Origin of the sequence: Chryseobacterium aurantiacum (assembly GCF_003020585.1) — a bacterium.
Lineage (GTDB): Bacteria > Bacteroidota > Bacteroidia > Flavobacteriales > Weeksellaceae > Chryseobacterium > Chryseobacterium aurantiacum.
The window spans coordinates 412,563-433,687 of sequence record NZ_PXUE01000002.1 but is presented as its reverse complement, the minus strand read 5'-3'; the positions used below and the strand labels follow the sequence as shown (position 1 = coordinate 433,687).

Sequence of the window (21,125 nt, the reverse complement as noted above, 5' to 3'; positions counted from 1 at the left end):
TTTTATTGGAGTTATATTTGAAATTGTCTTTGTTTTCAGATGTTCTACGTGATTTGGTATATTGGTAATTATTCAAAAATCACTACATTCGTGGAAAATGAATCTATATGAAGATAAAGCTGACAATTTGCCTTCTGGCATTTCTCAATTTTTATGATGCACAGGAGAATATTACCTACCAAAAGCCTTCTGCAGAAATTCTGAAACTTGCAGATTATGACAGACCACCTGCTGTTTTGATGAACAGTAAGAAAGACTGGGTTGTGTTTACATACAGACCGGCTTATAAAACTCTGAATGATCTTAACCAACAGGAAATGAAACTGGGAGGACTAAGGATCAATCCGGTTACTAATATTGCCAGTACAGTTACTTATTTTAATAATCTTAAAATAAGAAAGATTGGGGATAAAAATGAGACTCAGGTAAAAAACCTACCATCAGAAGCTAAAATTGCCCATCTTTTATTTTCACCGGACGAAAAAAAACTAGCCTTTACCAATACTACAGATAAAGGGGTAGAGCTGTGGATAATAGACCTGCAAACCGCTGCTGCAAAAAAGATTACTCAAGACGTACTGAACGCGAATTTAGGATATCCATTCATCTGGTATAATGATTCACAAAGTCTATTGATAAGAACACTTCCTCAAAACAGACCCGCCCTGATTGATTCAAGCAAGGATCTTCCAACAGGACCTATTGTTTCTACAGCAGATGGAAAGGTTTCACAAAACAGAACATATCAGGATCTTTTGAAAAATCCACAGGATGAGAAGAACTTTGAGGTTCTTGTATCTTCTGAAGTCTATAATGTAGATCTGAACGGAAATCTTAAGAAACTTATGAATACGGACATGTATTCAGGTTTAAGCTTTTCTCCGGATGGTAACTATTTATTGACAACTACAATCAAAAAACCATTCTCCTATATTGTTCCACTGAACAGATTTCCTTCAACATCAACTGTATATGATAAGAAAGGAAGTGTTGTAAAGGTGGTAAACGAAGTTCCGCTTAATGAGATTATGCCAAAGGGCTTTTCATCAGTAAGAACAGGAAAAAGAGATATGAATTGGAGAAGTGACGCTCCGGCAACTTTGGTATATACTGAAGCTCTTGATGGAGGAAATCAGCATAAAGTTGCTGAATATAGGGATGAAATCTTTACTTGGGAAGCCCCGTTTGCGGCTGCTCCAAAATCTTTCTTCAAAATGAAGCAGAGATATGAAGATATTAATTGGACCAATGATCATTATGCTGTAGTTTCTGAAGAATGGTATGACACCAGAAATACAAAATCATTCCTGATCGATCTGAATAACGGAGAGTCAAAGGTAATTGATGACAGAAATGTTCAGGATGTTTACAGTAATCCGGGTAAGTTTAACAAGATTAAAAACCAATATGGAAGGTCTGTTATCGAAATAAAAGACGGGAAGACCTATTTGATAGGTGACGGATTTACAAAAGACGGGCAGCGTCCTTTTATTGATGAAATGGATGTTAAATCACTTAAAAAGAAAAGGCTGTATACGTCAAACATCAAGAATGCAAAGGAAAATATCGTTGATATTCTAAATCCATCAAAAGGAGAGATTTTGACAACTCAGGAGGCTTCAAACCAGTATCCAAACTATTTTAAAAAGAATATTAAGTCCAATAAAACAGAGGCTGTAACTTATTTTGCCAACCCTTTTGAAAGTATCAAGGATATTTACAAGGAAGTTATTACCTATAAAAGGAATGATGGAGTTACCCTGAGCGGAACTCTTTACCTACCTGCAGGTTATGACAGAAAGGCAAAAAATGAAAAGCTTCCATTGCTAATCTGGGCTTATCCAAGAGAGTATAAAGATAAAAATACAGCAGGCCAAAGTACCCAGAATGATAATGATTTTACATTTCCGACTTACGGATCTTTTGTATACTGGACTACTAAAGGATATGCCGTGTTAGATCATGCCGCTTTCCCTATTATTGGAGAAGGAAAAACGGAGCCGAACGATACCTTCATTACTCAGTTGGTTGCCAATGCAGATGCAGCAATTAATGCGGTAGATCAATTAGGATATATTGATAAAAAGAAAGTAGCTGTAGGAGGACATTCCTATGGAGCCTTTATGACGGCTAATCTTTTGACCCATTCTCATCTTTTTGCTTGTGGTATTGCTAGAAGCGGGGCTTACAACAGAACGTTGACTCCATTCGGATTCCAGACTGAACAAAGAAATTATTGGGATGTTCCGGAAGTCTATAATACAATGTCTCCGTTTATGAATGCCGATAAAATGAAAACACCACTACTTTTGATTCATGGTGATGCAGATAACAATCCAGGGACTTTCACCTTACAGACTGAAAGATACTTCCAGGCCTTGAAAAATTTGGGTGCGCCGGTAAGAATGGTTCTTCTTCCAAAAGAATCCCACGGATATCAGGCTAAAGAGAATATTTTTCATGTTTTATGGGAGCAGGATCAGTTCCTTGAAAAGTGTTTAAAAAAATAGTATATAGAAAGAGGTTGTTTGCAATAAACAACCTCTTTTTTATTTGATTTTAAAGGAATTTTTATAAATGTTTCAATATTTCATCAATACTTTTTAATTCCATAAAATGTTCATGTTCTAAATTCACATCATGCTGTTCGTGGTTCCATGTGATATGATAAGGAATATGTGCAGCAGATCCTCCGATTTCCAATACTGGCAGAACATCAGATTTAATAGAATTTCCTAGCATTAGAAAATTTTCCGGCAGGCAGTCAAGATGTTTCAGGAGTTTTTTGTAATCATTTTCTTTCTTGTCACTCATGATCTCGATATGGTGGAAATAATCTTGCAATCCAGAATTTTTAAGCTTACGTTCCTGATCTAGTAAATCTCCTTTTGTGGCTACAACCAGTCTGTATTTTCCTTTTAAACTGTCCAAAGTATCTGTAACGCCGTCTAAAAGCTCAATGGGTTTTTGCAGAAGTTCCTGACCCAATTCAATGGCTTTATTGACCAGCTGTAAAGATGCCGTATTATTGGTAACCCTGCTGATGGTTTCAATCATACAAAGCATGAAGCCTTTTACTCCATACCCATACAAATGCAGGTTTTGCATTTCGGTCTTGAATAATTCCTGAGAAACAGAATGCTGAGGAAGATAGTCTTCTAAAAGTATACAGAATTCTTTTTCTGCCTCCTGAAAATAAGGTTCATTCACCCAAAGAGTATCATCTGCATCAAAGGCTATTGTTGTAATGTGATTATTCATTTTAGTTTTGTAATTTTCCACTTCAAATTTCAACATAAAAAATAAACCACCAAAGGACAATTGTCCCGAATGAATATGTTAAGGACCAATCAATCATTTTTAAGCTATCTTGAAGTACTTTACCATAATCAGAATGGAGAAGATATTGTACCGCAGACCTTTTCCAGTGGCGAAAAGTTGTTGATTCAGGATGAACCTCTTTCTAAAGTCATGCTCATTAAGGAAGGTATTGTAAAATGTTATTTTGCTGAGGAAAACGGAAAGGAATATATTGTTGAGTTTCTGGGTAGCGGAGAAATTATTGGAGAGGTGGAATTGATAAAAAATATCCCTTGTCTGTGCGGAATTGAAGCACTGACCGATGTTACGGTTTATACCATAAACCTGAGTCATTTTAAGAGCCTCATTAAAAAGGATCTTATCCTAAACAATTTACTATTGGATTCCTTTGCAGAACGTATTATCAATACCTCAAGCAGGGCTTCCTATCAACAGCTTTATACCATAGAACATACCCTGGCGCAACTGCTTAAAATGCAGTTAAAACAAAATATTCAAATTTCAAAAGAAAATATGGCCGCCTATCTGGGAATAACAGTACGAAGCCTGAATAGGATTTTAAAGGACTTGAAATGATTTCGTTGGAAAATACGAGTAGTAAAACGATCTGTATTCAATTTTATCGTAGATAAAATCTTTGCATCTTAAAATATCAAATGCTATCAAATTCATCGCGTCTTTGTGAATTTAAATGTTAAAAAATAGTTATTAACTTTCCCTTGGAGGGGTTGATTGGTTTTAATGTTGTTATTTGTGTAAAATAATTGAATTACAAGGGGGTGTTTTGAAAATTTATTATTTTTGTATTAAAATAAGTTTGATTTAATATCAATGGAAGAATTAAAGTTCAGAAATGCTGAGTTGGCAGATTTAAATAAAATTGTTGCCATATATAATTCTACAATTGCTTCAAGAATGGTGACAGCAGACATGGAGGAGGTCCCTGTAGAAAGCAAGTTAAAATGGTTTGAAGAACACAATCCTCAAACAAGACCTCTTTGGATCGTTGAAGATGATCAGGACCAGGTGATTGGTTGGATAAGTTTTAGTTCATTCCATGAAAGGGCTGCGTACAATGGTACGGTAGAGGTAAGTATTTATTTGGATGAAAGCTGTAGAGGAAAAGGCTATGGTAAGACCATGCTTCAGTATTGTATTGATAATGCCGGAAAATTTGGAGTAAACAACCTTGTAGCGCTTATCTTTCTTCATAATGAGCCAAGTCTGAAGTTATTCAGGCACTTTGGGTTTGAAGATTGGGGAAACCTTCCCAATGTAGCTGTTTTAGATGGGGTTGAAAGAAGTCTGGTAATTTTAGGAAAAAGAATTAAATAGAATAAAAAAGCTGTCTCATTTGAGGTGGCTTTTCTCTTATTTCTAGATTAAAAAATATATCTCGCTGATTTAGCAAATTACACAGATATTAAAATATTTATGACTTTCAAGATTTGCATGAAAAAGATTGTAGATGTTTTTAACTGTTGAAAATGTCTAATATTAATACTTTGATTTGTAATAGAAATCTGCATAATCTCCAAAATCAGCGAGAAAAATAAAAAGGCTGCTTCTATTGAAACAGCCTTTTCAGTATTATATATTCTGCTTAATTCTCTTTGCAGACATATTCAGGAATCGTTTAACAAGGAATACAGCTGACACCGTTAATCCAAGTCCAAGGGCGATCCACATTCCAAAAGCTCCCATTTCCAATGTAACACAGAAGAAATATCCTAAAGGAATGGTAATCACCCAATAGGCGATAAAGGTATAAATGGATGGTATTTTAACATCCTGCAAACCTCTCAGCATTCCCAATGCCGTTACCTGAATTCCGTCAGAAAGCTGGAATAAAGCGGCAATAATCATTAATTTTGAAGCCAGAGCAATTACTTCAACCTCTTCTTTTTTCGTGAAGAAAGTTGGTAATATATTTCTGCCCAGAACGAAGAACAATCCGCAGATACACATAAAGATAAACGCAATCTTTAAATTATTGATCCCGACTTTTCTTAATTCAACAAAGTTCTGTTCACCCAGCTTTCTTCCGATCATAACAGTAGAAGCTACACTGAACCCAACACAAAGGTTGAATGTAAATGAAGCCATACTCAATGCAATCTGATGAGAAGCAATATCATGAGCAGAGATCAGTCCGCAGATAAAAGCAGCTCCTGCAAAAGCAGTTACCTCAAAAAACATTTGTAAAGCTGTAGGTAATCCCAGTTTTACCATTTTATCAAACATTGCCTTAGAAAAGTCTTGTACTTTCAAAGAGAAATCTTTGATATAGCGTTTTGTTCTCTCTTCTTTAATCAGTACAAAATAAAGGAAAACCACCATAAAGATTCTGGAGATCAGGGTAGCTAGTGCAGATCCTTTTACTCCCATTGGAGGTATACCCCAAAGTCCCTTGATAAATACATAGTTTAGGACAATATTGATGACATTAGCGATGATGGTAGCCTTGGTAACTCCAATCGTATAGGATAACCCCTCTGAAACTTCACGAAGCGTCTGGAAAGCCATAATAGGTATCATACTCACTACCATAATGCTTAAAAAGCCTATGGTGTCCGGAATGATCTTTGCCGGCTGTCCGGAATGATGGAGTAGAGGCATTACTGCAAATAAGACCAACATAAGAATGACTCCCACGGCCATATTGATAACAAAACCATGACTGAATACTGAATTAATAGTAGCATGATCCTCCTTTGAGTGTGCTTCTGAAACCAACGGAGGTATTGCAAATGAAAACCCAAGTGCCAATACAAATATGGAGAAGAAAACTGCATTTCCTAGTGAAACAGACGCCAGAGCATCTGCTCCCAAAAGTTTTCCGACAATAATATTGTCGAATAAATTTACTGAAACTTGCCCTACCTGGGTGAGCATCACAGGCAGAGCCAAAGTCAGGCATTCCTTTGTGTAGTTTTTGTTTAAAAATTTCATAATATTTTAAGATTCATATAGTTTATAATTCAAATAGTCCAAAAAAAAATTTGCAGTAGTGATACTGCAAATTTTTATAATATTGTAAATAATAGCTTTATTATTTCCTTACAAAACTTGCAACGTCATCCGCAGAAACAGTATTTCCACCAAGAATAATTAATCTTTCAACAACATTCCTTAATTCTCTGATATTTCCAGTCCATGAAAGAGCTTTTAAAGCATCAATAGCTTTATCATCAAACTTTTTCATTGCAGTACCATGCTCATCAGCAATCATGCCGGAGAAATGCTCTACCAATAACTTGATATCCTCTTTTCTGTCATCCAATGGTGGAACATAGATTTCAATTACAGAAAGTCTGTGGTAAAGATCTTCTCTGAATTTCCCTTCCTCAATCTCTTTCTGCATGTTTTTATTAGTAGCCGCAATTACTCTTACGTCCACTTTTATTTCCTTATCACTTCCCACAGGAGATACTTTGCTTTCCTGAAGCGCTCTCAATACCTTAGCCTGAGCAATAAGACTCATATCTCCAATCTCATCAAGGAAGATTGTTCCGCTGTTAGCCTGCTCAAATTTTCCTTGCTTATCCTTAATAGCACCGGTAAAAGATCCCTTTACATGTCCGAAAAGTTCAGATTCGATAAGTTCAGATGGGATTGCAGCACAGTTTACTTCAATCATTGGCCCTCTTGCACGCTCACTTTGGTTGTGAATGGCATGAGCTACCAATTCTTTTCCAGCCCCATTGGGTCCTGTAATCAGAACTCTAGCATCAGAAGCCGCTACCTTTTCGATCATATCCTGAATCTTCTGCAGCGCAGGAGAGGTACCGATCATCTGGTATTTTTTGTTAACTTTTCTCTTTAAGGTTTTGTTTTCAGTCTGAAGATTTTTGTTTTCTTTCTTCAGAGTTTCCTTAGCTAATGCATTCTTTACGCTGGTAATCAGTCTGTTGATGTCAATTGGCTTGGAGATGAAGTCATATGCACCCTCTTTCAGGCAGGAAACAGCAGAATCAATATCTGCGTGACCTGAGATCATGATAAAAGTAGTTTCTGGTTTTAATATAAGACTCTGTTTTAAAAGTTCAGTTCCTGAAAGTTTAGGCATTTTGATATCAGAAATCACCAGTGCGAAATCTTCTTTTTCTACCTGTTTGTAACCTTCAAGGCCGTCTTCAGCGATAACAAATTCATATTCTGTAAGTTCATCAGACAGAATACTGTGAAGTACTCCCGAGATTGCTTTTTCGTCTTCTACTATAAGGATTTTTTGCATAGTTGCAAATTTAAATTTTTTGTTTCAATTATTAGCAAAAACCATACCTAAAAATTCTATTGGGAATAGTCTCTTCTCCCAAAAATTGCAGATCCAACCCTTACCGAGTTTGCTCCACATTCAATGGCAAGAGGGAAATCATCGCTCATTCCCATTGATAAAGTTTTTAATGGTTTTAGTTGATTTAATTCATCAAAAAGGCCTTTTAAGATTAAAAATTCTTTTTTGATCTGCTGCTCATTATCTGTAAATGTCGCCATTCCCATCAGGCCTGTAATTTCAATATGTGAAAAACCTCCATCAATATACTGCTGGAAAAGGTCTTTCGCTTCTGTTATTTCAAGTCCGAATTTACTTTCTTCAGCTGCGATTTTTACCTGAAGCAGAACTTTAATTATTCTTCCGTTTTTTCCGGACTCTTTATTGATTTCAGCTAATAATTTTTGAGAATCTACACTTTGTATGGTGTCTATAAATGGAGCAATATACTTTACTTTATTGGTTTGCAAATGCCCGATCAGGTGCCATTGGATGTCGTTAGGCAGGAGAGGATGTTTTTCCATCAATTCCTGAACCTTGTTTTCTCCAAAAACTCTTTGACCAAGATCATAGACTTCCTGTATAGCAGAAACTGGATGCGTTTTTGAAACGGCAACCAGTTGAACATCTGACGTAAGCTGATCTTTTATATCTTGATAATTTTCCTTAATACTCATAAATGCAAATTTCCGAAATTTACCTGAGAGTTCCCAGTCAACAATACCTTTTACCTTATATTTTTACAAAATAGATTAATTCAAAACTTCGTTTATCTTCGGATATTGAGAAATCTTTCTGAAAACAAATCGGTTGCTTTTCTGTAGTTTTTCAATAAACAGATCCAATTCATTGATAGAGTCTGTGTCTCTAAGATATTGGTCGTGAGTTAAAAATACAAGGTGTCTTGATGTTTTTTCAAGATCATTCAGGAATATACTGTCAACTTTTTTCAGCATGGCCTCATGGCTTCCCTTCAATGTCATTTTCTGAGAAGGTCTCCATTCAAGATCCCAACCAATTACTTTGTATCCTGCTTTTTTAAGGCCGTCTGCCGCTGCAGTGGAGCTTTTGATATCAGTTACATTAATATTGTTGAGTCTCCAGATATTTCTCCCGGGAGTTCTCGCTATTTTGTCATGAAGCTTCAAACTGTCTTTAGCGATGTCAAAATCATGAACCACACTTTCTGCGCTTTTGTAAAAGTCAGTGTATTTGTTATGGGCGTGTGTAAAGCTGTGATTGGCTAATTCAATCAGTGGGTTTTGCTTTAGAAGTTCAAAGTCTTTCTTTTGTCTTGTACTTCCATATGCATGTTTTCCAACTAAAAAAGCGGTTGCACAAACATTTCTTTTGTCAAGAATTTTTAAAAGGTTTTCTGTACCCTGGTTGGGACCGTCGTCAAAGGTAAGATAGATTACTCTTTTATCCGGATCTACATTTTCCTCATCCATCTTGGGGACGGGTTCTGCGGTAGGATGTTCCTGTGAACTGACAGAGTCATTCACTTCATTCTTAAAATTACAGCTGTTTACTAGAACAGTAGTTGCACTCACCAATGCAAACATCCCGAGAAAAGTCCTATTTCTTGACTTTCCCGCAAAAATTTTTCTCATAAGGGTAATGGAAATTAAATTGTTAAAAATCGTTAAAAATAACGCTTGAATGTTAACAAATTATATGCCATTGATTGTTGTTTTTCGCTATTTTAAGGTTATTTTAAGAACTTTATTTTAAAGGATATCTTTGTTAAATCTTTGATAATTAATTAATAATTCTGTTTTCTTTAAATCTTAACATTTATAATTGTCAAAACGATAGGTTTTCTCTATTTATGTTCAGATTTTAAAATTCTTCATAGGTTGGAGAATTAATTTGTTTAAAATGATTTTTAACTCTTTTTTTGAAAGAAAATTACTTCTCAGAACATCGATCATAAAATTCTACACTTTTAAAGTTTTTTGATCAGTATAAAAAGAACCCTTTTCATCAAGTTATGAAAAGGGTTCTTTTTATTGAAATTTTAAAATGCTATTTTATATCCAGATCTACTGAATTTAATCTCAATGAATTAAGTATTACAGATAGTGAGCTGACACTCATGGCTGCGGCTGCAATCATTGGGGATAATAGAATACCAAAGAATGGATACAGTAATCCTGCTGCTACCGGAATTCCTAATACATTATAGATAAAAGCAAAAAACAGGTTTTCTTTGATGTTTTTAAGGAGTTTTTCACTTAAAAGCTTTGCCTTTGCTACTCCCAGAATGTCTCCTTTTAATAAAGTGATCTCGGCGCTTTCTATAGCAACGTCAGTACCGGTTCCCATTGCAATTCCTATATCTGACTGAGCAAGCGCAGGGGAGTCATTAATTCCGTCGCCAGTCATGGCTACCACTTTTCCTTGTTGCTGTAGTTTTTTTACTTCATTTAATTTGTCTTCAGGAAGGCAGTTCGCTTTAAAATGTTTGATTCCAAGTTCTCCGGCAACTGCTTTTGCAGTATGTTCATTGTCTCCGGTCATCATAATAATGTCAACCCCTTCGCTCATTAATCTTTCTACTGCCTTTTTGGAACTGGCTTTAATTTTATCTGTAAAGCTGATGAATCCCAAAACCTGATGATCCTGTGCAATGTAGGAAATGGTATGTGCTTTTGATTGTACTTCAATTGCTTTTTGTTTCAACTCATTTGGAATCTGAATCTGGTGGGAGGTTAATAGGTTTTCGTTTCCAAGGTAAGCCGTTTTCCCATTGATGTTTCCTTTTATTCCCTTACCTGATACATTTTCAAACTGATCTACTTTCTCTGCCGATATATTTTCTTCTTTGGCTCTTTTAATCACAGCACTCGAAAGGGGGTGTTCAGAGTTTTGGTTTAAGGAAAAGGCAAGCTTTAAAATCTGATTTTTATCCTCGTTATTTACTGTTTCAATATATTCTACAGATGGTTTTCCTTCTGTTAAGGTTCCTGTTTTATCAGTGATTAAAACATTTACCTTGTTCATCTGTTCAAGAGCTTCTGCATTTTTAATCAAAATCCCATTTTTGGCCCCTTTCCCGATTCCTACCATTAAGGACATTGGAGTGGCCAGACCTAGAGCGCACGGGCAGGCTACAATTAAAACTGCTACTGCATTCACAAAGGCGAACAGGCTTCTCTTTCCCTCCGAACCGAAAAACTGCCATGAGACAAAGGTTAGTGCTGCAATAAGAATTACCACCGGAACAAATACCTTTGAAACTTTATCTGTGAGTTTTTGGATAGGGGCTCTGCTGCGGCTTGCTTCATTAACCATTTTAATGATTTGCGAAAGGAGGGTTTCGTCACCTACTTTCTCAGCTTTCATAATAAAGACCTGATTCCCGTTAATGGTTCCTGAAGAAACCTTGTCGTCTACACCTTTTTCAACAGGAATAGGTTCTCCAGTAATCATGCTTTCGTCCACAATAGAATTTCCCTCTGTAATTTTTCCATCCACAGGAATTTTTTCACCTGGTTTAACCTTTAATAGGTCTCCGATTTTTACTTGGGAAAGTAAAACTCTTTTTTCCTCACCATTCACAATCAGATTGGCTTCATCCGGTGATAGATTCATCAGTTCCTTGATTGCGTTTCCTGTTTTTTTGTGGGCTGCGGCTTCCATCAGCTGTCCTAATATAACAAGTGTCAGGATGACACAGACTGCCTCAAAATATAAAGGAATTTCATGATTGTGCCCTCTGATTTCATGGGGAATAATATCCGGAAATGCCAATGCTGCAATGCTGAAAATAAATGCAGCTGCCACTCCCAGTGCGATAAGGCTGAACATATTAAGATTCCATGTGGTAAAGGATACCCAGCCTCTTTTCAGGAGAAACCAACCGGAGTAGAACATAACAGGAAGCGTTAAAGCAAGCTCAATATACCCCTGAATCTGATGAGAAAAAGGGAAGTTGATAAACATTCCCCCCATTGATAGGATGAAAACGGGAATTGTAAACGCGAGTGAGGTAATGAATTTCCTTTTTAAAATGGTATAGGTTTCATCTTCTTCATCATCTCCGTTATCGGGCATTCTTACAAGGTCCATTCCACAGATCGGGCAATCTCCCGGTTCATCCCGGATAATCTCAGGATGCATAGGACATGTGTACTTTGCTGTTTTCTTTTCAGGATATTTTACAAGATCCATTCCGCATACCGGACATCCTACGTTGGAATCATAGGTTTTGTCTCCCTCACAATACATCGGACAATAATATTTTCCGGCCATTTCATCTGTAACTTTAGGAGCTTCATGATGATGGCTATGACTATGATTGTGGTTGTGTGAATGTGAGTGCTGGTGGTGCTCACCTGCGTTTTTTGCAAGATCATCTGTGATCTGCTCTAAATGCATATGACATATTGGGCAATCTCCTTTTTCGTCATATATTTTATCTCCTTCACAAAACATCGGACAATAGTATTTTCCAACATTGTTTTTGAAATTTTCAGGAAGATGGGTGGATGAATAAGCGGGCTTGTGATTAGGATCCTTAGCCAGTTTTTCTTCAATAGGAACTAAGTACATATTACAATCAGGACACCTTTCGCCCTGCTTGAAGTAAACCTTGTCCCCTTCGCATTCCATTGGACAATAATATACTGAGGATGGAGAAACGCGATCCTGAGGTTTTACAAATGCTTTTTCAGGATTGTTGGGGTCTTCAAGTCTGTATTTTCCTATTTCTGCTAGGGTATTGTTTAAAACTGAAAGTTCCACTTTGTGCTCAGAAGTAATTGTTGCGGTATTGTTCTCCAGATTTACATCAGCCTTTACCCCGTCTACACTGTTCAGTTGGTTAGATATCTTTTTCTGGCAACCGGAACAGGTCATTCCGAGAATTTTATACTGTTGTTCCATGACTCTTAAATTTATATTACAAATTTCCAAAACGGAAAGGTAAGGTTGTTATAAATTTAAGGATAATAGTTATAGAATTTGGATGGAGGGTTTTTAGAGTGGAGGAAGTGGTGGAGTATTAGAGTCTTAGAGTCTTAGAGTGGGAGGGTTTTGTTTTTTTTGGTATTAAAACTCTCCCACGCTTTGACTTCTAAGTCTTAAAGATTGTCTAGTGGTTTTCTGTGATGATCCTTTAGCTTCTTGAATTCGGTAGGGGTAAAGCCTGTAACGTTCCGGAATTGAGAAGAAAGATGCTGTACACTTTTGTAGCCAAGTTTACCTGCAATTTCGGTAAGATTAAACTCATTATATAAAAGGAGTTCCTTTACTTTTTCTATTTTTTGAAGAATAAAAAACTGTTCCAGGGTGATGTTTTCGTTTTGCGAGAATGTTTTTGAAAGGGAACTGTAATCTTTATGAAGTTTTGAGCTTAAAAATTCAGAAAGCAGGAAGTCTTCATCTATATCCAGTTCACGGACCTTTACAATGATCAGGTTTTTAATCTTTTCTACAAGCTGATGGGCAGAATCCATAATTCTTTCAAAGCCGGTTTCCAAAAGTTTTTCTTCAATGGATTGCATGGTGTCTACAGGGACTTCTAGCTCTGTTTCAACTTCTCCCAGTATAATGGAACTTGTTTTTACATGAGCATTATTGAAGATTGTTTCCACAGCAGCAATACATCTGCTACAGACCATGTTCTTTATGAAGATTTTCATTGTCCGCTATTTAATCTGTCTTTTACAAATTCAATTTGAGTTTTACCATGAGGAGCAGGGTTTCCATCGCTGTCCAGATTAACCATTACAATTTTATCAACAGTAATAATGGTTTGGTGGGTCATTTTGTTTCGGACATCACATTTTAGAGTAACGGAAGAGGAACCGAAATGAGAGGCCTCAATTCCTATTTCTATAATATCACCCTGTTTTGCTGAGCTTACGAAATTGATCTCTGAAATAAACTTGGTAACCACCTTGGTGTTTTCCAATTGAATAATAGCATATAATGCAGCCTCTTCATCAATCCATTGTAATAGTCTTCCTCCAAAAAGAGAGTGATTAGGATTTAAATCTTCGGGTTTAACCCATTTTCTAGTATGATAGTTCATATTCTTAAATAATTTGCAGCACAAATTTAGTGTTAAAAGCTGGAGTTGTCAAAAGAACCACATATATTGATCTGAAAAGAATTATTCATTTTCTCAATCATTTTCTTTTGGAGCGCATCGCTTTTGTTTTTGCGATAGAATTATCATTAAGCAGCTTTTGATATTCTTCACTTTCTATAGGGAAGAGGGCAACCTTTCCTTCGTGGTTATGATGAATTCCAAATCCATATCTTTTGGCAAGGGGAGAGGATCGTAGACAAGCCTGGCCTTTGGAAAAGAACACTTCTCTTGCTTCCTGTTTTTCATCTTCTGAAATATCATTTTTAAAAGCATGGCATGCAAAAATAATGTCATCTGAAGTATATTGATAAGGATGCCTGCATATTTGTTCATACTGAAGAGTGGCCAGTGTTTTTTCTTTCTTTTCAGGCGGTATTTGCGCCTGGAAAACGGGACAGTCTTCAGCAACCTCGATGAATGTATTGATATAATTAGTGGTATGTTGTTTCATAACGGAATGAAATGATGTTAAAACCAGTTTATAAATATAATACTATTCCATGTATTTTAGAATGTTATTTTGATCGGATACTATCACGTTTTAATCTCTAAATGAATGCTTTGGAGTGTTTCCATTATTAATATGGAAGTTAATGCCAGATTATTCCTTAGAATTTCCCATTAATTTTTTATTAAATTAACTAACTTTAACTTTTATTGTTTTTGGTATTTAAACAACTGTAAATCAAATGGTTAACATGTGTTTTGATAGGTGTTGAATACTTAAACTCAAACTAAAGTGAGAAACATTTAAAAAAAAGCTTTGATTTGACATTTTTAATTGTATCTTGCATACGTTTATATTTGGAATCAATATTTGTTCATTAATTTATGTTGTTTTTCTTTTATATACCAAATTTTTATTAATTTTTTAATTTATTCAAAATGAACATTTTTGTTTCAAACATCAATTACGCAACTAAAGAGTATGAGTTGCACGATCTATTCGCAGAATTTGGGGATGTATCATCAGCTAAAATCGTTACAGACAGAGAGACTGGTCGCTCTAGAGGTTTCGGTTTCGTAGAAATGGGTGATGAAGAAGGAAAGCAAGCTATTGAAGCTCTTAACCAAAAAGAATTCAATGGTAAAACATTAAACGTATCTGAAGCTAAGCCAAGAGAAGAAAAGCCAAGAAGAAGCTTTGACAACAACAGAGGTGGTGGTTACGGAAACAACCGTGGTAACGGTGGTGGATACGGTGGAAACAACCGTGGAGGTAACGGCGGCGGAAATCGTTGGTAAAAATATAAAGCGGCTTTTAAGCCGCTTTTTTTATTGTTTCTTTTTCTTCTTCTTTTTATCTTTCTCCTTATCCTTGCTGATTTTACTTTTCTTTTCTTTCTTCGGATTTAATATCTCATCAGCAACTTCAAACTTCGGTTCCTCAATTTTTGCAGGCTTAATTTCAATCTTTAGATCAAAGTAACCTTTAAGGTCCTCTTGTGATATTAATTTTTCATTGAACAAAAATTCCAGAATTTCCTTTCCTGAATTATTGAAGAAATTGTGAGAAAGTTCTTTCAGTAAAAATTTCTTATATTCTTCAAACGGAACAATTACGGTATACTTAAAGATTCTTCCTTCCTTTTCCGTAGATAAATAGCCTTTTTCAACTAATATTTTCAAATATGTGGAAACCGTATTTTGGTGTGGTTTCGGTTCTGGGTGCTGTTCCATAACGTCCTTCAGATAGAAAGATTCCATTTTCCAAAACAGCTTCATAAAGTTTTCTTCTGCGGCAGTAAGATGATTGATTTTCATATATTCTTCTAATGTTGAAATTGTATATTGCAATAAAGATAAATAAAAGATACCATAAAAGCTATTCCGGCACCCATAAATACCTCTTTTACGGTGTGTCTTTTTAAAATAACCCTGGTAACTCCTACCAAAATAGCGATTCCGAGCCAAATGAGCCCCATTTTCCAGTCTAATGTGAAAAACAATGCAGCCACAAATATATTAAATGAAGTATGCATAGAACTTTTAATGAAAAAATTGCTGATTTGAAGAGAGAAAAGCAGTATTAAAATAAACAGCATGACCAGGTCAATATACCCATTCTTGATATAATTAAAAACAAGATAAGCAATAACACAGGCTGCAATAAATATATATAGGGTCTTTCTCTGAACCCTGTTGGATACATCCATATTGGTATATCGTCCGGTTTTTACATTCCATACCAGCCACACAACAACAGGTATGATAATCATTAATAATATAGGAAGAAAGTAAAGGAAAGACTCCTTTGCAGTGTATTCCTTTGTGCTCATATACACAAAAAAGATAATCAGTGAAACCAGAGGATTGAAAAAATCGGAGATAACCCTTGATGTTTTATGTAGCAATGAAGACTTGTTTTCTTCCATATTAAAGTTTAAAAATCAAATATAAGACTATAAGCCCAAAAAACAAATGAGGTAAGAAAGATGAAATAAAGAAAATTGAAGATGATTTTGATAATACACAGGATATTTTCCTTTTAAAATTAATGGTAAATATTTGTTGAAATTCATAACTTTAATTAATCTTTTTTCAAGAAAAAGCAGGTCTTATTTTTGCTAGTATTCATTCAATGCCTATTTATAATGAAACAAACGTTTATTGTATTACTGTTGATTTGTGGCAGTTTAGCCTATGGACAAACTCTTTCCCAAAAGGAATCTTCTCCCATTCATCAATTAAGAATTTATGAGATTCCAAAGGAAAACAGACAGGTGTTTTTAGATCGATTTAGAGATCATGCTCTTAGAATAATGAAAAAATATGGTTTTACGATTGTATCCATATGGGAATCTGAGTTTAATGAAAAAGCAGAATTTGTATATCTTCTTGAATGGAAAGATGAAAATACAATGAAAACAGCATGGCAGGGATTTATGGCAGATAAAGAATGGAAAGATATTAAGATGAAAACAGCAAAGGAATATGGTAATTTCGTTAATGAAATTGAAGACAGAACCCTGAAACTTACAGATTTTTCTCCGGAAAAGAGGTTCCTAAAATAACCAAAAGATATATTAACAATAATTAAAGGTGATAGAAGTAGGAGGGTAAAATAGAATGCATTACCAATGGTCTTTCCTTATTTGTTATTTACGGGAAGCCAGATGGATAGGCATATTCTTTATATATGAAAGCAAGAAAGTAATAGATAAATTGTTGTTTTCCGGGGCTTTCTCCGGGTCGAAAATTAAGAATAATCCACTCGGCCTGCAAATAGATTTTACAGAAAAAACGAAAAGTTATCTATGTATAGAATAAAAACAAAGTTTTTTTCATAATTTTGCTCAACTATTTCATCATAAAAAAGCAAGAGCTAACACATGAAAGAATTTTCTAAAGAGGTATACCTGAAGTGGTATGAAGATATGACAATGTGGAGAAGGTTTGAAGACAAATGCCGTTCTCTTTACCTAAAACAAAAGATCAGAGGATTTTTACATTTGTATAACGGTCAGGAAGCGATTCCTGCTGGTTTCACACATGCAATGGATCTGACAAAGGATAGCATGATTACTGCTTACAGATGCCACATCCATCCAATGGCGATGGGAGTAGATCCTAAGAGAATCATGGCAGAACTTTGCGGTAAAGCTACCGGAACATCTGGAGGTATGGGTGGTTCTATGCACATTTTCAGCAAGGAACACCGTTTCTACGGAGGTCATGGTATTGTTGGAGGACAAATTCCTTTAGGAGCAGGTATTGCTTTTGCAGATAAATATTTTGACAGAAAAGCAGTGAACATCTGTTTCTTTGGAGATGGTGCTGCAAGACAAGGTTCATTACATGAAACATTCAACATGGCAATGAACTGGAAACTTCCTGTAGTATTTGTTGTAGAAAACAACCAATATGCAATGGGAACTTCTGTAAAAAGAACTGCTAACCACGAAGATATCTATAAACTAGGATTAGGATACGAAATGCCTTGTCTTGCTGTAGATGCAATGGATCCTGTAAAAGTAGCTGAAGCTGCTTATGAGGCTATTGAAAGAGCAAGAAGAGGTGACGGACCAACGTTCATTGAAGCAAGAACTTACCGTTATAGAGGACACTCTATGTCTGATGCTGAGCCTTACAGATCTAAGGAAGAAGTAGCAATTCACAAAAATGATGACCCAATCGAGTTGGTAAAACACAGAATTTTAGAAAACGGATGGGCTACAGAACAAGAATTGGAAGCTATGGATAACAAGTCTAGAGACTTTGTTGAAGAATGTATCGAATTCATGGAAAATTCTCCATATCCAGATGCTGAGAAAGTTTATGAGTATGTATATGCTCAGGAAAATTATCCATTCTTAGACAAATTAGAAAACTAAAAGATAATGAGTTAATTTGACAGTTTGAAAACTTGAAAATGAGACCATATCATGTCCTTTTTTAATTTTCAAATTTTCAGATTGCTAAATTTTCAAATTAATAAAAATTATGGCAGAAGTTATTACGATGCCCCGCCTTTCCGACACTATGACGGAAGGTAAGGTGGCGAAATGGCATAAAAAAGTAGGAGATAAAGTAAAGGAAGGAGATATTTTAGCTGAAATTGAAACTGACAAAGCTGTTCAGGATTTCGAATCTGAGGTAGAAGGTACTCTTTTATATATTGGTGTAGAAGAAAGCGCTGCTGCTGCTGTTGATTCTATTTTAGCAATCATCGGTAATGAAGGAGAAGATATTTCAGGCTTAATAGGTGGAGCAGCTGCTCCCAGTGCTGGTTCTGAAGAAACAAAATCAGAAGAGCAACCTAAAACAGAAGCTGTTGAAACTGCTGCGGCTGAAGTTCCGGCAGGAGTAGAAGTGATTACTATGCCAAGACTTTCTGATACAATGACAGAAGGTAAAGTAGCTAAATGGCACAAAAATGTTGGAGATACAGTAAAAGAAGGTGATCTTCTTGCTGAAATTGAAACTGATAAAGCTGTACAGGATTTCGAATCTGAATTCAATGGAGTACTATTGAAGCAAGGGGTAGAAGAAGGAGCTGGTGCTCCGGTTGATTCTGTATTGGCTATTATTGGCCCTGCAGGTACTGATGTTTCTGCTGTGGGAGCTCCAAAAGCTGCTGCTCAGTCTTCAGAAAAACCAGCTGAACAAAAAACTGAAGCTAAAACTGAAGAGAAAGCGGCTCCGGCTGTTGATTCTTCGTCTTCTGACAGAGTGGCAATTTCCCCACTGGCTAAGAAAATGGCTCAGGATAAAGGTGTTGATATCCACAGTGTTCAAGGTTCAGGTGAAAACGGAAGAATCGTTAAAAAAGATATTGAAAATTATCAGCCATCTCAAGCGAAACCAGCTGCTTCAGCTCCGGCTGCAAGTGCTGCTGCACAGGTTGCAGTAAACTTCGTTCAAGGAGAAGATACAGAGACTCCAAACTCACAAGTAAGAAATATTATTGCAAAACGTCTTTCTGAAAGTAAATTCTCTGCTCCTCACTACTATCTGATGGTTGAGATCAACATGGATAAAGCAATTGAGGCTAGAAAAGAAATCAATTCTTTACCAGATACGAAGATTTCATTCAACGATATGATCATTAAGGCTACCGCAATTGCTTTGAGAAAACACCCACAGGTGAATTCAAGCTGGGCTGGAGATAAGATCATTCACAGAGGAAATATCAACGTTGGTGTAGCAGTAGCTATTCCTGACGGACTGGTAGTTCCTGTATTGAAGAACACAGACCAAATGTCTTACACTCAGATTTCAGCATCTGTAAAAGATATGGCTTCAAGAGCTAAGAGCAAAGGTCTTAAGGCTAACGAAATGGAAGGATCTACATTCTCTATTTCTAACCTTGGAATGTTCGGAATCGAAACGTTTACAAGTATCATCAATCAACCAAACTCTGCAATCCTTTCAGTAGGAGCAATCATCGAGAAGCCAATCGTTAAGGATGGTCAGATCGTAGTTGGAAACACCATGAAGCTTTCATTAGCGTGTGACCACAGAGTAGTGGATGGTGCTACAGGAGCGCAGTTCCTACAAACTTTAAGAACTTATTTAGAAAGCCCATTAACATTGTTACTGTAATTTCTGAATTAGAAATAATAAAAACCTCCCAATCCGGGAGGTTTTTTGTTTTAATACAAATAATGTTAATACAATGTGTTGTAAAATCGACAATATGTTACTATTTTTGAAGCATGATTAAAGCAAGAAATATCCATAAATCTTATGGGAATTTAGAAGTACTGAAAGGAGTTGATATTCATATCAAGGTAGGAGAGGTTGTTTCTATTGTGGGAGAATCAGGAGCAGGTAAATCAACTTTGCTGCAGATTTTAGGAACCCTGGATCATCCAACACAATCCGGAAAGTATGATACTGAAATTGAAATAGCAGGAGAGTCATTTATTAACATGAATGATAAGCAGTTATCAAAGTTTAGAAATCAGAATATTGGTTTTGTATTTCAGTTTCACCAGCTTCTTCCTGAGTTTACAGCTTTGGAAAATGTGCTGCTTCCTACAAGAATTGCAGGTGCTAATGAGAAAGAATCCATTGAAAAGGCCTATGCTTTATTTGAAGATCTGAAAATTGAACAGAGACTTAATCATAAGCCCAACCAGCTTTCAGGTGGAGAAGCACAAAGGGTAGCCGTTGCCAGAGCTTTAATCAATTCACCAAAAATCATTTTTGCTGATGAGCCAACAGGAAACCTAGATTCGAAAAATGCAGATGATCTTCACAGGTTATTTTTTGACCTTAGAGATAAGTATAATCAGACCTTTGTGATTGTAACCCATAATCCCAATCTAGCTGAAATTACAGACCGCAAACTCGTTATGAAAGATGGGATGATTGTAGAATAGCAGTATTTAAACACATGATGAAACATTTTATTTGCCTTTTAATACTTTTATTTTCCTGTTCAAAAATTGAATCACAGCAGGCAAATGTTGCTGATGTACCTCAATCAAAAATTTCGGAAATTAAAAACTATGTCAAAGGCAAAGATTACAACCAGGATCTGGCTGTCTTTATTAATTTCAAAATTTCATCAGGAAAATACCGTTACTTCATTTATGATCTGAAAAATGATAAAATAGTTCAAAAAGCTATTGTTTCTCATGGTTCAGGGTCTGTAACTCCACAATCGAATACCTTGCAATTCAGCAATATTGAAGGTTCATATCAGTCTTCCTTAGGGAAATATTCAATTGGAGAAAGCTATGTAGGGCAATTTGGAAAAGCTTATCGTTTAAAAGGATTAGATTCAACCAATAATAATGCAATGAAGAGAGCCATTGTGCTACATTCATTTGGTTGTGTTCCTGATGTAGAGTCTCAAAACCCTGCATGTTTAAGCCTAGGATGTCCCATGCTTTCCACAAATGCTTTTAAAGAAACAGCAAAGCATATTGATAAATCAAAGAAACCGATTATTTTGTATGCATTTTACTAATTTATAAT

At 35.8% G+C, this 21,125-nt stretch carries 20 protein-coding genes; 9 read left to right on the top strand and 11 right to left on the bottom strand.

All coding sequences use genetic code 11. The features are described 5' to 3' along the window. Positions 1-107 precede the first annotated feature (107 nt). Positions 108-2,510, top strand: coding sequence for an alpha/beta hydrolase family protein (locus C7D53_RS08385; protein WP_106915932.1), 2,403 nt, complete (start codon positions 108-110; stop codon positions 2,508-2,510). Positions 2,511-2,571: 61 nt separating this feature from the next. Here C7D53_RS08385 and C7D53_RS08380 read toward each other — a convergent pair whose 3' ends face one another. Beyond that, positions 2,572-3,261 carry an HAD family hydrolase gene (locus tag C7D53_RS08380; protein WP_106916713.1) on the bottom strand — a complete coding sequence of 230 codons (690 nt, stop codon included), beginning with the start codon at positions 3,259-3,261 and terminating at the stop codon, positions 2,572-2,574. A gap of 75 nt (positions 3,262-3,336) precedes the next feature. On the opposite strand from C7D53_RS08380, the gene C7D53_RS08375 reads away from it, so the two are divergent. Both C7D53_RS08375 and C7D53_RS08370 read left to right on the top strand, forming a co-directional pair. After that, a complete protein-coding gene (locus tag C7D53_RS08375; protein WP_106916712.1) occupies positions 3,337-3,897 on the top strand; it encodes a Crp/Fnr family transcriptional regulator in 561 nt (186 codons plus the stop codon). 255 nt (positions 3,898-4,152) lie between these two features. Beyond that, on the top strand, positions 4,153-4,656 hold the full coding sequence (locus C7D53_RS08370) for a GNAT family N-acetyltransferase (protein ID WP_106915931.1): 504 nt from the start codon (positions 4,153-4,155) through the stop codon (positions 4,654-4,656). A gap of 255 nt (positions 4,657-4,911) precedes the next feature. Here C7D53_RS08370 and C7D53_RS08365 read toward each other — a convergent pair whose 3' ends face one another. From C7D53_RS08365 to C7D53_RS08330, 8 genes are all read right to left on the bottom strand, one after another. Further along, positions 4,912-6,273 carry an MATE family efflux transporter gene (locus tag C7D53_RS08365; RefSeq protein ID WP_106915930.1) on the bottom strand — a complete coding sequence of 454 codons (1,362 nt, stop codon included), beginning with the start codon at positions 6,271-6,273 and terminating at the stop codon, positions 4,912-4,914. 100 nt (positions 6,274-6,373) lie between these two features. Next, positions 6,374-7,558, bottom strand: a complete 1,185-nt coding sequence (locus tag C7D53_RS08360; RefSeq protein WP_106915929.1) for a sigma-54-dependent transcriptional regulator — start codon at positions 7,556-7,558, stop codon at positions 6,374-6,376. Positions 7,559-7,614: 56 nt separating this feature from the next. After that, the gene (locus C7D53_RS08355; RefSeq protein ID WP_106915928.1) at positions 7,615-8,274 is read right to left on the bottom strand and encodes a YggS family pyridoxal phosphate-dependent enzyme; all 660 of its coding nucleotides are present in this window, start codon (positions 8,272-8,274) and stop codon (positions 7,615-7,617) included. A gap of 75 nt (positions 8,275-8,349) precedes the next feature. Further along, on the bottom strand, positions 8,350-9,210 hold the full coding sequence (locus C7D53_RS08350; protein ID WP_106915927.1) for a polysaccharide deacetylase family protein: 861 nt from the start codon (positions 9,208-9,210) through the stop codon (positions 8,350-8,352). A gap of 415 nt (positions 9,211-9,625) precedes the next feature. Next, a complete protein-coding gene (locus C7D53_RS08345; protein WP_106915926.1) occupies positions 9,626-12,487 on the bottom strand; it encodes a heavy metal translocating P-type ATPase in 2,862 nt (953 codons plus the stop codon). A gap of 197 nt (positions 12,488-12,684) precedes the next feature. Continuing rightward, positions 12,685-13,245 carry a helix-turn-helix domain-containing protein gene (locus C7D53_RS08340; RefSeq protein ID WP_106915925.1) on the bottom strand — a complete coding sequence of 187 codons (561 nt, stop codon included), beginning with the start codon at positions 13,243-13,245 and terminating at the stop codon, positions 12,685-12,687. Further along, positions 13,242-13,637, bottom strand: coding sequence for an acyl-CoA thioesterase (locus C7D53_RS08335; RefSeq protein WP_106915924.1), 396 nt, complete (start codon positions 13,635-13,637; stop codon positions 13,242-13,244). The genes C7D53_RS08340 and C7D53_RS08335 overlap by 4 nt, the downstream gene beginning before the upstream one ends. 97 nt (positions 13,638-13,734) lie before the next feature. Next, positions 13,735-14,148, bottom strand: a complete 414-nt coding sequence (locus C7D53_RS08330; protein ID WP_106915923.1) for a DUF6157 family protein — start codon at positions 14,146-14,148, stop codon at positions 13,735-13,737. 434 nt (positions 14,149-14,582) lie between these two features. Here C7D53_RS08330 and C7D53_RS08325 point away from each other — a divergent pair, with 434 nt between their 5' ends. Then, on the top strand, positions 14,583-14,942 hold the full coding sequence (locus C7D53_RS08325; protein WP_106915922.1) for an RNA recognition motif domain-containing protein: 360 nt from the start codon (positions 14,583-14,585) through the stop codon (positions 14,940-14,942). A 30-nt stretch (positions 14,943-14,972) separates the two neighbouring features. On the opposite strand, the gene C7D53_RS08320 is transcribed toward C7D53_RS08325, so the two are convergent. Together C7D53_RS08320 and C7D53_RS08315 are read right to left on the bottom strand one after the other, a co-directional pair. Then, positions 14,973-15,461 carry a BlaI/MecI/CopY family transcriptional regulator gene (locus C7D53_RS08320; protein ID WP_106915921.1) on the bottom strand — a complete coding sequence of 163 codons (489 nt, stop codon included), beginning with the start codon at positions 15,459-15,461 and terminating at the stop codon, positions 14,973-14,975. Between the two features lie 8 nt (positions 15,462-15,469). Continuing rightward, entirely contained in the window at positions 15,470-16,072 is a 603-nt protein-coding gene (locus tag C7D53_RS08315) for a phosphatase PAP2 family protein (RefSeq protein WP_106915920.1), read from the bottom strand. A gap of 219 nt (positions 16,073-16,291) precedes the next feature. Here C7D53_RS08315 and C7D53_RS08310 point away from each other — a divergent pair, with 219 nt between their 5' ends. The 5 genes from C7D53_RS08310 (at position 16,292) to C7D53_RS08290 (ending at position 21,117) form a co-directional block, all read left to right on the top strand. Next, a complete protein-coding gene (locus C7D53_RS08310; RefSeq protein ID WP_106915919.1) occupies positions 16,292-16,711 on the top strand; it encodes an NIPSNAP family protein in 420 nt (139 codons plus the stop codon). Positions 16,712-17,029: 318 nt separating this feature from the next. Continuing rightward, on the top strand, positions 17,030-18,031 hold the full coding sequence (gene pdhA, locus C7D53_RS08305) for a pyruvate dehydrogenase (acetyl-transferring) E1 component subunit alpha (protein WP_076355631.1): 1,002 nt from the start codon (positions 17,030-17,032) through the stop codon (positions 18,029-18,031). 109 nt (positions 18,032-18,140) lie between these two features. Next, a complete protein-coding gene (locus tag C7D53_RS08300) occupies positions 18,141-19,742 on the top strand; it encodes a pyruvate dehydrogenase complex dihydrolipoamide acetyltransferase (RefSeq protein WP_106915918.1) in 1,602 nt (533 codons plus the stop codon). Positions 19,743-19,855: 113 nt separating this feature from the next. Then, complete coding sequence (locus C7D53_RS08295; protein ID WP_106915917.1) at positions 19,856-20,524, top strand: ABC transporter ATP-binding protein; 669 nt, start codon at positions 19,856-19,858, stop codon at positions 20,522-20,524. A gap of 14 nt (positions 20,525-20,538) precedes the next feature. Next, entirely contained in the window at positions 20,539-21,117 is a 579-nt protein-coding gene (locus C7D53_RS08290) for a murein L,D-transpeptidase catalytic domain-containing protein (protein ID WP_106915916.1), read from the top strand. Positions 21,118-21,125: the final 8 nt, after the last annotated feature.

Excerpts from the sequence above, each read along its gene's own strand:
- C7D53_RS08385 (WP_106915932.1), top strand. The coding sequence starts at position 108 with ATGAAGATAAAGCTGACAATTTGCCTTCTGGCATTTCTCAATTTTTAT.
- C7D53_RS08380 (WP_106916713.1), bottom strand. The coding sequence starts at position 3,261 with ATGAATAATCACATTACAACAATAGCCTTTGATGCAGATGATACTCTT.
- C7D53_RS08375 (WP_106916712.1), top strand. The coding sequence starts at position 3,337 with ATGTTAAGGACCAATCAATCATTTTTAAGCTATCTTGAAGTACTTTAC.
- C7D53_RS08370 (WP_106915931.1), top strand. The coding sequence starts at position 4,153 with ATGGAAGAATTAAAGTTCAGAAATGCTGAGTTGGCAGATTTAAATAAA.
- C7D53_RS08365 (WP_106915930.1), bottom strand. The coding sequence starts at position 6,273 with ATGAAATTTTTAAACAAAAACTACACAAAGGAATGCCTGACTTTGGCT.
- C7D53_RS08360 (WP_106915929.1), bottom strand. The coding sequence starts at position 7,558 with ATGCAAAAAATCCTTATAGTAGAAGACGAAAAAGCAATCTCGGGAGTA.
- C7D53_RS08355 (WP_106915928.1), bottom strand. The coding sequence starts at position 8,274 with ATGAGTATTAAGGAAAATTATCAAGATATAAAAGATCAGCTTACGTCA.
- C7D53_RS08350 (WP_106915927.1), bottom strand. The coding sequence starts at position 9,210 with ATGAGAAAAATTTTTGCGGGAAAGTCAAGAAATAGGACTTTTCTCGGG.
- C7D53_RS08345 (WP_106915926.1), bottom strand. The coding sequence starts at position 12,487 with ATGGAACAACAGTATAAAATTCTCGGAATGACCTGTTCCGGTTGCCAG.
- C7D53_RS08340 (WP_106915925.1), bottom strand. The coding sequence starts at position 13,245 with ATGAAAATCTTCATAAAGAACATGGTCTGTAGCAGATGTATTGCTGCT.
- C7D53_RS08335 (WP_106915924.1), bottom strand. The coding sequence starts at position 13,637 with ATGAACTATCATACTAGAAAATGGGTTAAACCCGAAGATTTAAATCCT.
- C7D53_RS08330 (WP_106915923.1), bottom strand. The coding sequence starts at position 14,148 with ATGAAACAACATACCACTAATTATATCAATACATTCATCGAGGTTGCT.
- C7D53_RS08325 (WP_106915922.1), top strand. The coding sequence starts at position 14,583 with ATGAACATTTTTGTTTCAAACATCAATTACGCAACTAAAGAGTATGAG.
- C7D53_RS08320 (WP_106915921.1), bottom strand. The coding sequence starts at position 15,461 with ATGAAAATCAATCATCTTACTGCCGCAGAAGAAAACTTTATGAAGCTG.
- C7D53_RS08315 (WP_106915920.1), bottom strand. The coding sequence starts at position 16,072 with ATGGAAGAAAACAAGTCTTCATTGCTACATAAAACATCAAGGGTTATC.
- C7D53_RS08310 (WP_106915919.1), top strand. The coding sequence starts at position 16,292 with ATGAAACAAACGTTTATTGTATTACTGTTGATTTGTGGCAGTTTAGCC.
- pdhA (WP_076355631.1), top strand. The coding sequence starts at position 17,030 with ATGAAAGAATTTTCTAAAGAGGTATACCTGAAGTGGTATGAAGATATG.
- C7D53_RS08300 (WP_106915918.1), top strand. The coding sequence starts at position 18,141 with ATGGCAGAAGTTATTACGATGCCCCGCCTTTCCGACACTATGACGGAA.
- C7D53_RS08295 (WP_106915917.1), top strand. The coding sequence starts at position 19,856 with ATGATTAAAGCAAGAAATATCCATAAATCTTATGGGAATTTAGAAGTA.
- C7D53_RS08290 (WP_106915916.1), top strand. The coding sequence starts at position 20,539 with ATGATGAAACATTTTATTTGCCTTTTAATACTTTTATTTTCCTGTTCA.